We start from the raw sequence: 12,999 nt of genomic DNA on the forward strand, positions 1-12,999 counted from the left end.
AGCCCGCCCCATCGATATCCCCTCGCCTCACGCCGGCTATTCGCCGACAATCTCCGCGGGGTTGAACCACAGCGCGATCTCAGACGCGGCCGTCTCCGGGGCATCGCTACCGTGAACCAGGTTCTGCTGGGTCGAGTTGGCAAAATCGCCCCGGATGGTGCCGGGGGCCGCTTCCAGAGGGCTTGTCTTGCCCATCATCAGGCGCACCATCTCGATTGTGCCTTCGGGGCCTTCGAAGACCATCGCAACCACCGGACCGGAGGTGATGAACTCCACCACGGGCGCGAAAAATGGCTTGCCGCGATGGACTTCGTAATGGGCTTCCGCAAGACCACGCGACGGGGTCAATTGTTTCAGGGCCGCGATGCGAAGCCCCTTGGCCTCAAACCTGCCGATGATTTCGCCGACAAGTCCGCGGCGAACCCCGTCCGGCTTCACTATTACGAGAGTGCGTTCCATCTATCCTCCTGGGCGATCATTGCGCCTTGTGCATTATGCATTCGGCGGGTATGGTCGGGTAAACACGAGCAGCGTTTCCTCGAATGGCTCCGGGGAGATGTATGCCCGCCGTACAACAGCCTCGAACGCCGCTACCGGGCTCACACTGCCTCTGCAACCCGATTCCAGCCAGGCTTGTTCCACGATGTGGCTCATTCCTGCGATCCACTGCTCATACGTTCCGGCGAATGGTGTGGAGACAAGATCAAACGCGGACATCCCCAACCCGGCGCGCTTGCCCCATGTCAGGATCCGCGAAATCGTCGGCGCGCGCGATGCCAGGGCCTCGAATCCCTCCGGATCCCATCGTGCCAAAGGAAGTTTCTGCAGGTTCTGGGGACTGGAGAAGCGTACGCTGATACGACCGCCGGGAGACACAACACGGGCTGCCTCGCGCAGCGCCACAACGGGGCGTTTCAGCATGTGGGCTACGTGATTGAACAATACGACGTCGAAATCGGCATCGGGAAAGGGGAGGGCTTCCGCTGTGCCTCGGACCCGGTTCGGCGCGGCGGTGCTGGGATCGACGGCAGGGTCTACAACGGCGCCGATCGCACCAGAGAGCGACTCGATGGCCGCGCACAGGGCGCCGTCGCCGCCGCCGACATCCAGGAACGTCTGACCCTTTGTGAGGGAGGTCGCGTCGATGAGGCGCCGGGCCCACAACTCGACGACCGGGGCGCTCAAGCCGCCTCGACCCGGAACACGGAGTTGCCCAATCGCACCTCGTCGCCGGGCTTCAGTGGCGATCTCGTGATCCGCGCGCCGTTGATCCACGTCCCGTTCGACGACCCTTCGTCCAGCATCTCCATACCGGTCGGGCCGGCCACAAAGCGGGCGTGGCGGCGGGATACCGACGTGTCATCGGGCAGGCGAATATCGCGGTCATCGCCGCGGCCCAGCGTTACCTCGGGCTTCTCCAGGGGGAAGGAGCGCCCGACGTAGGGACCGCGCAGGGCGCGCAACTGGAACACCCGCGCCGGCGAGGGCGCATGACCCGGCAGCGGCGGGGCCGGACTGGCGGGAGAGCAGGCACAGCCGCCCAGCGCGTCCTTTCGCTGTCCGCAGAACTCGCAGATGCCCTCCGGCGCAAGGGGTTTGGGAGCGATGGCCGGCTTGGCGACGTCCTTCAAGCCAATCGCCCTCGGCGCGCCTTTCTGGTGGAACTCGATCTCCCGGGTGCTGATCCGGATCGCGTCGCCATCGGAAAGCGGTGCGCTCTGGACGGCCACGTTGTTCAGATACACGCCCGGCGCGGCGGCCTGCAGCATAAACGCGCCACGTTTGCCAATGATGCTCGCGTGCTGTCTGGCGATCTGCATATCGCCGAAAAGCGGTATATCGGACAACTCGTCGCGTCCGATCGTGCTGGGGGACTTCTCGATCAGGAACTCCTGGCCCTCGTTTCGCCCCACCTTCACGCGCACCCAGGCATTCCGAAGGAACCGCTCCGTGAGCCCCACGAGGAGGCCGATGGCCGATCCGGTGAGCGTGAGGGCGGTCCCTCGCATCATCGCACCGGTCAGGAAGAAGAAGGGGCTGCGGCCGTCTGCCGTAGTGGATTCGACTGTCGCGCTCATAAGGGCGAAGACACAGCCACCGACGAATCCGCCCAGGACGCCGCCAATGGCGCCGTTGCGGCTGCGCTGGGTGCTGCCGTTGATGCCGCCCTGGAGGACGCCGAGGCCGAATCCGATTCCGGCCCAGCCAAGTGATCGGGCGAAGATTTCAAGCAGGTACCCGAACGGGCCGAAAACGCTGTTGTGCGTGAGCGCTTCGGCCATACCGGTCAGGGGTTGGTAGATGGTCTGTCCGAGCGCGAGCCCGATCCCGCCGCCGATCGCCCCGTAGAGCAGCCCGAGGCCCATATAGCGGTTCCGGCGGCCGCTGGAACCCGAGCCGTACGCCGCGGCAATCGCTGCGCCGATCGACATTCCGACCACGATCCCGAATACGATCAACCGGCTCCACGTTACCGGTACAACCGCCTGGCCGGGCTCGCGGTCAGCGGTTATCCATGGGCACGGTTCCGTCAGACACCAGCCGATGAAGCCGCCCAGGGTGCCCGCAAGCCATTGCTGTGTAATCCTCGAACGCATTCCCTATGCCTCGAACCTGAAGCGCGAAGCGCCCATCACGATTTCGTCTCCGCCCCGGAGCATCTGACGGTCCACCTTTCGGCCGTTGACCCACGTGCCGTTGGAAGAGCCATTGTCGACCATCGTGACGCTGGAGCCCACCGTTTCGACGCTGGCGTGGTGGCGCGACAGCGAGGCGTCGTCGGGGATCGATATGTCGCGGGAGGGATCGCGGCCGATCGACATGGTTCCGACCAGATTGAACGTCGACGCCGCCTTCGGGCCTGCCACGCACACGAGCCTCGGCACACCGCCTGGCGCAGGGGCGACGGACGCTGAAACGGGTGCGCCGGGAGCGACGGCACAGTTGGCGCACGGCGCATTCGGATCCTTGCGCGCGCCACAGAAGGGACAGATTGTCGGGTCCACCGGCTTGGGTGGTTCCGCAGTGACAACGGGGATCGGTTCCGAATCGTCCGGCAATTGCACGCCTGCCGCGGCGAGGGCGGACTGCACGGTTACTCCCTTGTTCCGGAGCGAGCGGGCGACGTAAAGGCCGACGAATCCGAACGCGAGAAGCGCAATCAGAAAACCGATGAAACCGGTCAGGAAGCCGCCGGTCCGGAGGGATGGGGGGCGCGTGGTTTGCGGCTGCGTGGTCGTCTTGCTCTGTGATGGCGCGATAGTTTTCATGCCATCCGGCAGCGTGACGACCGCAGGCAGCTCGAGAACGGGCGTTTCCCGCTTGAGTGGCAGGCGCAACGAGATGGTCTGCCGGTTCGTTAGCGCTCCCTGTTGAACGGTTACGGCGCCATCGCCGCTGGCGACGTACCGGAACACCGCCGCTCCTTCGTCCCGGGCGCTTAGCTGAACGGACTGCTCCATGCCTGCGCCGTCCCTAAGTGTTGCGATCGCGGTATCCGGTATACCACCCTTCGCATCGGCGACCCGTATCATCACTTCCGAAATGAACTTGAAGCTCTCCGGTTTGATAACGATCGTGCCTTCGGGTGGCAGAGGCGCCATCGCGGAGTTGCCGGTGGATTGGTCGATAACCCGGACGGTGGGCTTGCCCTTGCCCGTGAGGGCTTTGGAGGCGTCTGTGAGGGACAGGGATTTCACGTTCTCGGCGGGCAGGCTCAGTCGGACGGCGCTGTCTTCGTAAAGGGATACGGAGTATTTGCCGGGCTTGGCGAACTGCAGAGTGACGGCGGCGTGACACGCCACGCATGCGAACAACACACCGAGGGGGCTAGACCAGTACTTCGGCTTCATGGGTGGTGAGCATCTCCTCCCGCGCGCGGGGCAGCAGTTTCAGCATCGTGGCCGCGCCTACGGTTCCACCAAGTCTTGACGCCGCCAGAACGCCCATGGTTCCATGCCAACGGACGCCGACGAGCGCTGCGTCCATCGGTGACAGTCCCTGCGAAAGCAGCGCGCCGATGACCCCGCTGAGCACGTCACCGGAGCCCCCGGTCGCAAGGACGTTGCTGCTGACTGTGTTGACGACCACGTGGCCGTCCGGGCCGCAGACGAGCGTGTGGGCCCCTTTGAGAACGACGGTGGCGTTGAATGCCCGCGCGGCGGAGCGGACCGCCGAAACGCGGTCATCCTGTACTTCTGCCACGGTCGTCCCCAACAGCCTTGCCATCTCGCCCGGGTGCGGCGTGAGAACCGAATTCGGCGGAGGGGTCAGTCCCAGAGACGCCAAAATGTTCAGCGCGTCGGCGTCTATCAGCGTGGGCTTGCCAACCCTCGCCAGGAAGCCCGCAACGAACTCGGGGACGCCTTCACCCTGGGACAAACCGGGGCCGAGCACAACGGCCTTCGCGGCTTTCAAGAGATCAAGAACCGGGTCGATCGATTCCGGTGAAAAACGCGGCCGCCCGGACGACGGCACGGGCCGCGCCATCGCCTCCGTCAGTTTCCGCTCCATCACCGGTACCAGCGGGTCCGGGCAAGCCAGGTACACGAGTCCGGCGCCGGCATTGACCGCCGCGTTGCAAGACATAGCCGGAGCCCCCGTCATACCGCGGGAGCCTGCCACCACGAGGAGAGCGCCACGCCTGCCTTTATGCGCGTCTTTCGGCCATTGGGGCACGCGCTCCCGAACGTATCCCCCTGAAAGGACCGAAGAATCTGCCGCGAGAAAGGACAGGGGAGGGAAGCCGATATCGGCAAGAAGGACCTGCCCGGCATTCTCCGCCGCCGGAAAATGCACAAGCGCGGGTTTGTAGCAGCCTATCGTGACCGTGGTAGTGGCGCGGACGGCCAGTTCCGGGGCGGTGGTAGCATCGGAATCGATACCGGATGGCACATCAATGCTTATGACCGGCCGGCCCGACGCATTGATTACTTGGATCAGCTCCGCCGTTCTTCCCCGCGGCGCCCCTGCGATTCCCGTCCCCAGCAGGCCGTCGATGATGATATCGTACGCGGATATGGACTCCGCTGAGGCTTCCAGCGTTACGCCGTCATCCGCACAACGACGCGCGTTGAGGGCCGCGAGACCTCTCAGGTCGGACAGGGGTTTCGACAGGACAACTCCAACCTTGCAGCCGCGAGCGTACAGCATCCGTGCCGCCACCAGGGCGTCGCCCCCGTTGTTGCCGCCGCCCGCGACAACACACACCGAGCGCGGCGCACTCCGGCAGACCGCATCGGCAACGGCGCGGCCGGCGTTCTCCATAAGGAGCGCGGTTGGGATCCCGTAACGCTCCGATTCGGCGTCCATCCGGCGACACTCCCCGGCCGTGAACACCGGGTATCCGTACGGACGGTTCGGGATCATCCTTCCGCCCCCGCATAGGCGGCGACGGCGGCGGCAAACTCGCGCGAATGGGTAATACTGACCACGACCTCCCGGCCGGCGGCGATTTCGGCGCAACGCCCGTGAAGGACGACGTACGGCTTGCCGGAGGGCAGATTCAGTATCTCAATCTCTTTCCAGATGGTGCGTCGGCCAAGCACTTTGATGGTCGCTTCCTTGGCCGCGAATTTGCCGGCCATCTCTTCGGCGATCCGGCGTGGATGACCTGTGAGGGCGGCCATCTCCCGCGCGGTAAAGATGCGCAGGGCGAAGCGCGGATTTTTGGCCGCGGCCGCGATGCGGCTGATTTCGATGAGGTCGATGCCCAGTGAGTCCATCAGATCCACGTGCCCGGGAAGCCATCCTTGTACGATGGGTACCGCGGCGTCCACCCAAGCATGCCTTTCGCCTTCGCGTTGGAAACACGACGGGATCCGGTCATCAGGTCGACCATGTCGCCCCCGATCGCCAGTTTCGCGAGGAACGGTGCGATCGCCTTTGGCGGGTGGACGTGCAATTCCTTCGCGAGCCATGTAAGGCACTCGCCCATATGCTCGGGATGGTCGTCGGTGATGCAGAACGACTCGCCCGCCGGACGTGCCTCCAAGACCCTCAGGATTGCGGTGGCGACGTCGTACGGATGGATGAACGACCAGAAGTTGCGGCCTGAGCCGATCAGGATAGGCATCCCCGTCTTCAAACCGTGCACGATCGCCTTTGTTTGCGTACTGTCCGCGCTGTAGACGGTGGCTGCGCGAAGCAGACAGCCTGGCATGCCCTGGTTAAGGGCTTTCTGGACGATCCGCTCCGCGTCGATGGCGCTGTCCATCAGCGTTGTATGCGCAAAGGGGCTGTCCTCGGTGATCCAGTTGTCGCCCTGAGGCGCGGCGACGAAGTGCGAGCTGAGATGAACGAAGTAGGCGTCCGCGAGAAGGGCCGCCTCCGCGAGATTGCGGGTGCCTTCGCGGCGGACCAGATCGTGCGCCACGAGATATCCGTGCTTGGGGCGCTCGGACGGCAGCGACGTGGCCAGGTTGATGATGGCGTCCGGTTTTTCGCCGGAGAATGCTTTAATGACCTGTCCCGCCACCGTTACGTCACACGGAACGAAGCGCATAGCGGGGGGCGCCCCGGGCCATTTCGAGGCGTCTCGCGCGAGGCCGACGACAGTGTGTCCTGCCGCAAGCAGCATCGGGACGGCCTGCCTGGCCAGTACACCTGTCGCACCGGCAATCCAGATTTCCATTGTTTGGTCTCTGGCGGCCGGGGGTCACGGAACGGAGTGAGGGTACTACAGCGTTTCCCCGCTCCCAACCCCCGGCCCCTGATATTTACCAGCCGCGGGTCGAGAGCTTCTCGGATTCCGGCATGGTGCGCACGTCGAGGCCCGGCATCGCATCCCCGAGGCCTTTGCTGGCTTCAAGGAGGATGTCGGGGCGGTCAAAGTATGTGCATGCGTCCACGATGGCCTTTGCGCGAGGCGCGGGATCGCTGCTCTTGAAGATGCCGGAGCCGACGAAAATGGCTTCGGCGCCCATCTGGCGCATCAGGCTGGCGTCGGCGGGAGTGGCAACTCCACCGGCGCTGAAGTTGGGAACCGGGAGTTTGCCGGTAGCCTTGATCTCGACGATCAGGTTGTACGGCGCACCCAGGTTCTTGGCTTCGGTCATCAGTTCCTCATCCGGCAGCATCTGTATGCGGCGAATGCCATCCGTAACGGCGCGCATATGGCGCACGGCTTCCACGATGTTGCCGCTGCCGGCTTCGCCTTTTGTGCGGATCATCGCGGCGCCTTCGCCGATGCGGCGGAGCGCTTCACCAAGGTCGCGGCAGCCGCACACGAACGGCGCCTTGAATGCGTGCTTGTTAATGTGGTAGGCCTCATCAGCCGGCGTAAGGACCTCGGACTCGTCGATGAAATCGACTTTGAGCTCTTCGAGGATTTGCGCTTCGGCGAAATGGCCGATGCGGCATTTCGCCATCACGGGGATGGAAACGGCGTCCTTGATCGCCTGAATCATTGACGGGTCGCTCATCCTGGCCACGCCGCCCTGCGCCCTGATGTCTGAGGGGACCCGCTCCAGAGCCATTACCGCCACAGCGCCGGCGTCCTCGGCGATGCGGGCGTGCTCCGCGGTGACAACATCCATAATCACGCCGCCCCGCAACATCTCCGCGAGGCCCACCTTGGTTTTCCAGGTGGATTTCTGTGCTTCCGTCATAAGTATCGTTCACTCCTTGCGCCGGAATTCCCGGCCGCACCGTTGTACTCTGATATCTGTCGCCATTATAGCCCCAAACGACAAAGGCGTTCGTTTGCGACGGCGTTGCTGAACTATATTACAGACGAGCGACGGCACGCGCCGGCGCGCCCGCCCATGCGCGGCGCGACTCTGCCGTCCGGCCACGGATCAAAATGCAACAACTCATCCGCATGATAACAACAGGACTTCCGTCCCTCGACGCCACATCCATCCTGGTCAACGTGCTGGACATCGTTCTTGTGGCAGCGCTGGTGTACCAGCTGCTGATGTGGGCGCGCGGCACGCGGGCATGGCAGATCATGTGGGGAATACTCGTTTACCTGTCCGTCCTCTGGATCAGCAATGCCCTTGACCTCTCCACCCTGTCATGGATTCTGCAGAAGTTCGAGGTCCTGGGGCCGGTCGCCATCGTGATCCTCTTTTTCCCGGAACTGCGCCACGTTCTCGAAGAGATGGGGCGCATCGGCTTCTGGGGCAGTCGTTTTCGCGTGCTGGACCGCAAGGACGTCACGCGCATAGTCGACGAGATCGTACACGCTTCCGTGAACCTGTCTTCGAGGAACACGGGCGCCCTTATCGTCATCGAACGCGAGACCGGCCTCAATGAGTACATCGCGTCCGGGCGCATGCTGGAGGCGGCGCTGAGCTCGGATTTGCTGAGCGCGATTTTTTACCCGGGCGGCCCGTTGCATGACGGCGCAGTGATTGTCCGAGGAGACAAGGTGATCGCCGCGGGCTGCGTCCTTCCACTCACCAGCAACCCGGGCATCGGAACAAGCATCCATACGCGCCATCGCGCGGCCCTTGGCACTACGGAGAACAGCGACGCCATCGTAGTCGTCGTCTCCGAGGAAACGGGTAACATCTCTATTTCCCACGATGGGAGACTGATCAGAGGCCTCCGTGAGGACACCCTTCGCGAGCGCCTGGTCACGCTCATGGAAGGCATTCCTGGGCGTGATGCGAATCTTGCCTCACCCGCCCCGCGGCCGGCGGAGGGCGCCCCATGATACGCGTCATTCGCCACAACCTTGCGTATAAGATCCTCGCGCTCGTGCTTTCGATCGCGCTCTGGGCCGATGTTAAGCTGCATCAGGAACCGCTCACGAAACCGATCCAGGCTCGCCTTGAGGTGAAAGGCCTCCAGCCCGACCTCGTGGCGACGACAGGCGTCTCGCAGGTCACCGCCGTCGTCTATGGCCCCAAGGTCTACGCAGGCCGGCTCCCTTCCGACAGCGTACATGCCTATATTGACTTCCGGAATGCCGCCTTGCCGGGGCAGCGTAAGGAAGAAGTCAAGGTGGTCCTGCCGCCGAGCCTTGCGGGCCTGGTGTCCGTCCTCTCGATCGCGCCGGATCACGTTGATGTCAAAATCCGTCGGATCAGCCGCAAGACGATCCCCGTCACCATCTCGTGGACCGGAAAAAGCACTCCCGGCACCCGATATGATGTCCGGGGAGTGAGCCCGGGCTCCGTGGTCGTCTCCGGCCCGGATGAGGCTGTGAACGATGTGGACCGCGCGATGGTGGCTTTGCCGAACGGAGATCAGCAAGTCACCGGGCAGTACGCGGTTTCCGCGGTGGACCGGAACGGCGATACGGTGTCCGAAGTCGAAATGGCCCCGGCGTGGGTCACCGTGGAGGCCACCCAACGGCCCACCAACACGCCGCGGCAGGTGTTCGTCTCGCCGGCGTACGTGGGCAAACCGGCCAGGGGATATACCCTTGACGGCGTTGTAACGGACCCGCAGATGGTGACGCTCATCGGCGCTCCGGAATTGCTGCAGGGCGTCAAGAGCATTCCCACGCGTCGATTGAGCATCGCAAATTCACGATCCGATATTTCTCGCACAGTTGAAATTGTCGTACCCGATGGGGTTACCGCCCAGCCTGCATCCGTGCAGATTCACATCAGAATACGACCGAAGCAATAGTCGCGTCTTCAAGCAGGAGGCCTTACGTGGGCAAACTTTTTGGCACTGACGGGGTGCGTGGCGCCGCCAATATCGACCTCACCCCGGATCTGGCGCTGTCCCTCGGGAGGGCTGCCGGGCTCACGCTGGCGTCCGACACACCCGGGGCAAAAGTGCTGATCGGGCGGGATACCCGCGCGAGTGGAGACATGCTGGAGGCGGCGCTGGCAGCCGGTTTCTGCTCTGCCGGCGTGAGTGTAGTGTCCGCCGGCGTCATCACGACCCCCGCCGTGGCGATGCTCACCGGCACAGGCGCATTTGCCGCGGGCGCGGTCATTTCGGCCAGCCATAACGCCGCGCCGGAAAACGGCATCAAATTCCTTGGTCCCGACGGGGCCAAACTGGCCGACGCGACCGAGCAGCGCATCGAGGACTTGCTTGAGGCTATCTCCAATGAAAAGGGGCCGGCGCCCTCCGGAAAGGTCGGCCGCTTTGCGTACGACGACAGCCTGCACGAACAATATGCCGCCGCCTGCGTTCGTACCTGCGGCGCGACGGTGCGCGGCATCCGGATCGTTGTCGATGGCGCGAATGGAGCCGGATCCAACCTCAACGCCGCGGTTCTGGACCGGCTCGGCCTGGACGTCCACCGCATCAACTGCGCGCCGGATGGGGCCAACATCAACGCAGACTGCGGCTCAACCCATCCCACGGCGCTTCAGGTGGCGGTTCGCGGCATCGGCGCCGATCTCGGTGCGGCCTTCGACGGAGATGGCGACCGCGTGATCCTATGCGCTTCCGACGGCGCTATTGTGGACGGCGACCACGTGATGGCCATCTTCGGCCATCAGTGGGCGAATTCCCCGAAATTGCCGGCAAATACCATCGTGGGAACGGTGATGAGCAACCTCGGCCTCGAGAAGTGCCTGTCCGGCATCGGGGTCACACTCTTGCGCGCCGACGTGGGCGACCGTTACGTTGCCGAACTGATGCGCCAGTCCGGCGCGGCGGTAGGCGGAGAGAAATCCGGCCATATCATCCTGTCCAGATATGCCACCACCGGCGACGGTCTACTGACGCTGCTCCAGATTCTGGCCGTCATGTCCGAGTCTGGCAGGTCCCTGGGTGACCTCGCCTCGGTGATGACCGAATATCCGCAGATACTGATCGGCGTGCGTGTGCGAACGAAGGAGAACTGGGACCAGGACGCCGGCGTACAGAAGGCCATCGCACAGGGCAACGCCGCTCTGGCCGGCCGCGGCCGGCTGAATGTCCGGCCATCCGGCACGGAGAGCATCGTCCGGATCATGGCGGAGGGCCCGGATCAGGACGAGCTCCATGGCATCGTTCACCATATCGCCGACGCCGTCCGCGCCCACATCGGGGCTTAACACACTGGCGTGAGCGTTTCGACCGCGAAAGGCCGCGCCTGCGCCTCTTACCGGAATGCGGAGGGCCACCCCGCGACAGAGCGAACCAAGCCTGCTGGGGAGCATGGTGGATGTTGAAGAGACCGAGTTTTGCCCGGCACCGTCGCACCGACGCCGCCCCCTGTACGCTGTCTCCTTTCCTATGATGAAGGTATGGAGTCACATAGAACCGTTATCGGCGTGCTCGACCTGCAGGGCGCCGTCCGGGAACATATCGCCGTGCTGGAACGCCTGGGCGTAGACGTGCGCAGGGTGCGGTTGCCGCAGGAATTGGAAGAATTGGATGGTCTCATCATCCCGGGGGGGGAGTCCACCACCGTCGGGAAGCTGATGGAGCGTTACGGCCTGGACGTCGCGATCCAGCGGAGAGCCGGGGAGGGGATGGCTGTCTTTGGTACCTGCATGGGCATGATCGTGATGGCCCAGCGGATCGAGGGCAGCGACCAGCAGCGCCTTGGCCTCATGGACATCTGCGTCCGGCGAAATGCGTTCGGGCGGCAGGTGGACTCGTTCGAGGCGGACATCGACATCCCTTCGCTGGGCGAAGATCCCGTGCCGGCCGTCTTTATCCGCGCGCCGATCGTGCTGGATGCCGGCCCCGACGTCAGCGTGCTGGGCGAATGGGACGGCATGCCGGTGGCCGTGCGCCAGGAGCGTTTCCTTGGGGCCGCGTTTCACCCGGAACTCACCGATGACACCCGCATTCACAACCTGTTCGTTCAGATGGCCTCCGAGGACCGGCGCTGACACAGCCGCCCGGGCCGCGCGCCGCTTAACCTCGATGATCCTGCTGCTGGCGGGCGCGTCCGCCGTGCGGGGCCAGATTCTGGAGCGGGTCTGGGCGCGTTTCCTTCCCCGGTGCGAGTCGTTCGCGGTTTCCGCGGATGGGACGGTGGTGGTATCGGCGGACTGGGATGGCGCGGTGCAGGCGTACGCGGAAGACGGGCGCGTTTTGTGGCGGACGCGATTCCCTGACAAGGTAACGTGTGTTCCGGCGAACGGTGGAGTGTTGAGCGTGGCGTTCACGCCGCAGTCTTCCACGAACCGCAAGGTTTACCTGCTGGACGAGCACGGCCGGACGCTTCGCATCGAAAAGGCTCCCGGCAATGTTCGCACTGTGGAAGTGTCCGACGACGGCAAAACCGCCGTCATTCTATCCGAGCCCGCCCGTGTTACGGTCGTGCGCCGGTTGGGCCACCGCTGGCGCTGGCAGCGCACCCTGCTGCCAGGGACCGTAACGTCACTTTCGCTCGACTCCACCGGTTCACGCATCGCGGTGGCACACCGGGACCCCGCCGGCATCGTGCTCTTGACGAGTTCTCTGAAAACCGTTTGGCGGTTCGCCGGATCGCCAGCCGAATCCTACCGACTTCAGATTTCGCCGAACGGGGACGTTCTTGCCGCCCTCACGATGCCACCGCCGGGCGGGATTGCGGAAGCCTTCTATTGGCGTACCGACAATGCGGCGCCAGTCTGGAGGAGAACCATCCGGGGCGATCTGGCCCGCATCAGCCTTTCTCCCGCGGGAGATTTTGTGGCTGCGGGATACCGCACCCGTCTCTGGCACGGCCGAAAATCGGTGGTCGAGTCGCGAGTTACCCTGTTTTCGAACTCCGGCCGAAGATTGTGGGAGGTTGGCGGCCTGATCTTTCCCGCGCAGCTGGTGGGTACAAGCCCGGGACCGACTCTCGTGATGACGCACGACAACGCGCGTGTTCTGGCCGCGCTCGATTCCGGAGGCCACATGAGGGCGCGGCACCGTTTGATTGCGCCCATCCGCTCATGCGTTATGGCCCGGGCCGGGCGACACTTCACGGTCCTCACCGACGCCCGTGTGCTGTATCTTTTCCGGCGGCGGGGATAGGCGCCGGTTCCCGGCCAAAACTTGCCGCACAGCGTCCCCTTTGATATAATGCAGAAGGCGTGCGCTCGTAGCTCAGTTGGATAGAGCGCCAGGTTGCGGACCTGGAGGTCGGGGGTTCGAGTCCCTCCGAGCGCACCACATTTT

At 64.2% G+C, this 12,999-nt stretch carries 13 protein-coding genes and 1 tRNA gene; 6 read left to right on the forward strand and 8 right to left on the reverse strand.

Annotated elements, in window-relative coordinates; genetic code table 11:
• Window positions 1-36: 36 nt before the first annotated feature.
• The 8 genes from ndk to pdxS all read right to left on the reverse strand — a co-directional run bounded on the left by ndk (window position 37) and on the right by pdxS (window position 7,607).
• Window positions 37-459 (reverse strand): nucleoside-diphosphate kinase, encoded by a 423-nt coding sequence (gene ndk, locus VGM51_10320; protein HEY3413434.1) that lies wholly within the window; start codon window positions 457-459, stop codon window positions 37-39.
• 33 nt (window positions 460-492) lie between these two features.
• The gene (locus VGM51_10325) at window positions 493-1,185 is read right to left on the reverse strand and encodes a class I SAM-dependent methyltransferase (protein ID HEY3413435.1); all 693 of its coding nucleotides are present in this window, start codon (window positions 1,183-1,185) and stop codon (window positions 493-495) included.
• On the reverse strand, window positions 1,182-2,597 hold the full coding sequence (locus VGM51_10330; protein HEY3413436.1) for an FHA domain-containing protein: 1,416 nt from the start codon (window positions 2,595-2,597) through the stop codon (window positions 1,182-1,184). Before VGM51_10330 ends, VGM51_10325 begins: the two co-directional genes overlap by 4 nt.
• A 3-nt stretch (window positions 2,598-2,600) precedes the next feature.
• A complete protein-coding gene (locus VGM51_10335) occupies window positions 2,601-3,851 on the reverse strand; it encodes an FHA domain-containing protein (GenBank protein ID HEY3413437.1) in 1,251 nt (416 codons plus the stop codon).
• Entirely contained in the window at window positions 3,829-5,310 is a 1,482-nt protein-coding gene (locus VGM51_10340; protein HEY3413438.1) for an NAD(P)H-hydrate dehydratase, read from the reverse strand. Before VGM51_10340 ends, VGM51_10335 begins: the two co-directional genes overlap by 23 nt.
• 53 nt (window positions 5,311-5,363) lie before the next feature.
• The gene (gene acpS / locus VGM51_10345; GenBank protein ID HEY3413439.1) at window positions 5,364-5,723 is read right to left on the reverse strand and encodes a holo-ACP synthase; all 360 of its coding nucleotides are present in this window, start codon (window positions 5,721-5,723) and stop codon (window positions 5,364-5,366) included.
• On the reverse strand, window positions 5,723-6,631 hold the full coding sequence (locus tag VGM51_10350; protein ID HEY3413440.1) for an NAD(P)-dependent oxidoreductase: 909 nt from the start codon (window positions 6,629-6,631) through the stop codon (window positions 5,723-5,725). Before VGM51_10350 ends, acpS begins: the two co-directional genes overlap by 1 nt.
• Window positions 6,632-6,716: 85 nt before the next feature.
• Window positions 6,717-7,607, reverse strand: coding sequence for a pyridoxal 5'-phosphate synthase lyase subunit PdxS (gene pdxS, locus VGM51_10355; protein HEY3413441.1), 891 nt, complete (start codon window positions 7,605-7,607; stop codon window positions 6,717-6,719).
• A gap of 212 nt (window positions 7,608-7,819) precedes the next feature.
• Between pdxS and cdaA the strand changes: the two genes are divergently transcribed.
• The 6 genes from cdaA to VGM51_10385 all read left to right on the forward strand — a co-directional run bounded on the left by cdaA (window position 7,820) and on the right by VGM51_10385 (window position 12,993).
• On the forward strand, window positions 7,820-8,659 hold the full coding sequence (gene cdaA / locus VGM51_10360; GenBank protein HEY3413442.1) for a diadenylate cyclase CdaA: 840 nt from the start codon (window positions 7,820-7,822) through the stop codon (window positions 8,657-8,659).
• On the forward strand, window positions 8,656-9,582 hold the full coding sequence (locus VGM51_10365; protein HEY3413443.1) for a CdaR family protein: 927 nt from the start codon (window positions 8,656-8,658) through the stop codon (window positions 9,580-9,582). Before cdaA ends, VGM51_10365 begins: the two co-directional genes overlap by 4 nt.
• A 26-nt stretch (window positions 9,583-9,608) precedes the next feature.
• Window positions 9,609-10,952, forward strand: a complete 1,344-nt coding sequence (gene glmM, locus VGM51_10370; protein HEY3413444.1) for a phosphoglucosamine mutase — start codon at window positions 9,609-9,611, stop codon at window positions 10,950-10,952.
• A 192-nt stretch (window positions 10,953-11,144) separates the two neighbouring features.
• Entirely contained in the window at window positions 11,145-11,738 is a 594-nt protein-coding gene (gene pdxT / locus VGM51_10375; GenBank protein HEY3413445.1) for a pyridoxal 5'-phosphate synthase glutaminase subunit PdxT, read from the forward strand.
• Window positions 11,739-11,772: 34 nt separating this feature from the next.
• On the forward strand, window positions 11,773-12,855 hold the full coding sequence (locus VGM51_10380) for a PQQ-binding-like beta-propeller repeat protein (GenBank protein ID HEY3413446.1): 1,083 nt from the start codon (window positions 11,773-11,775) through the stop codon (window positions 12,853-12,855).
• Between the two features lie 61 nt (window positions 12,856-12,916).
• A tRNA-Arg gene (locus tag VGM51_10385) sits at window positions 12,917-12,993 on the forward strand.
• Window positions 12,994-12,999 lie beyond the last annotated feature (6 nt).

Source organism: Armatimonadota bacterium (genome assembly GCA_036504095.1).
Taxonomy (GTDB): domain Bacteria; phylum Armatimonadota; class DTGP01; order JAKQQT01; family JAKQQT01; genus DASXUL01.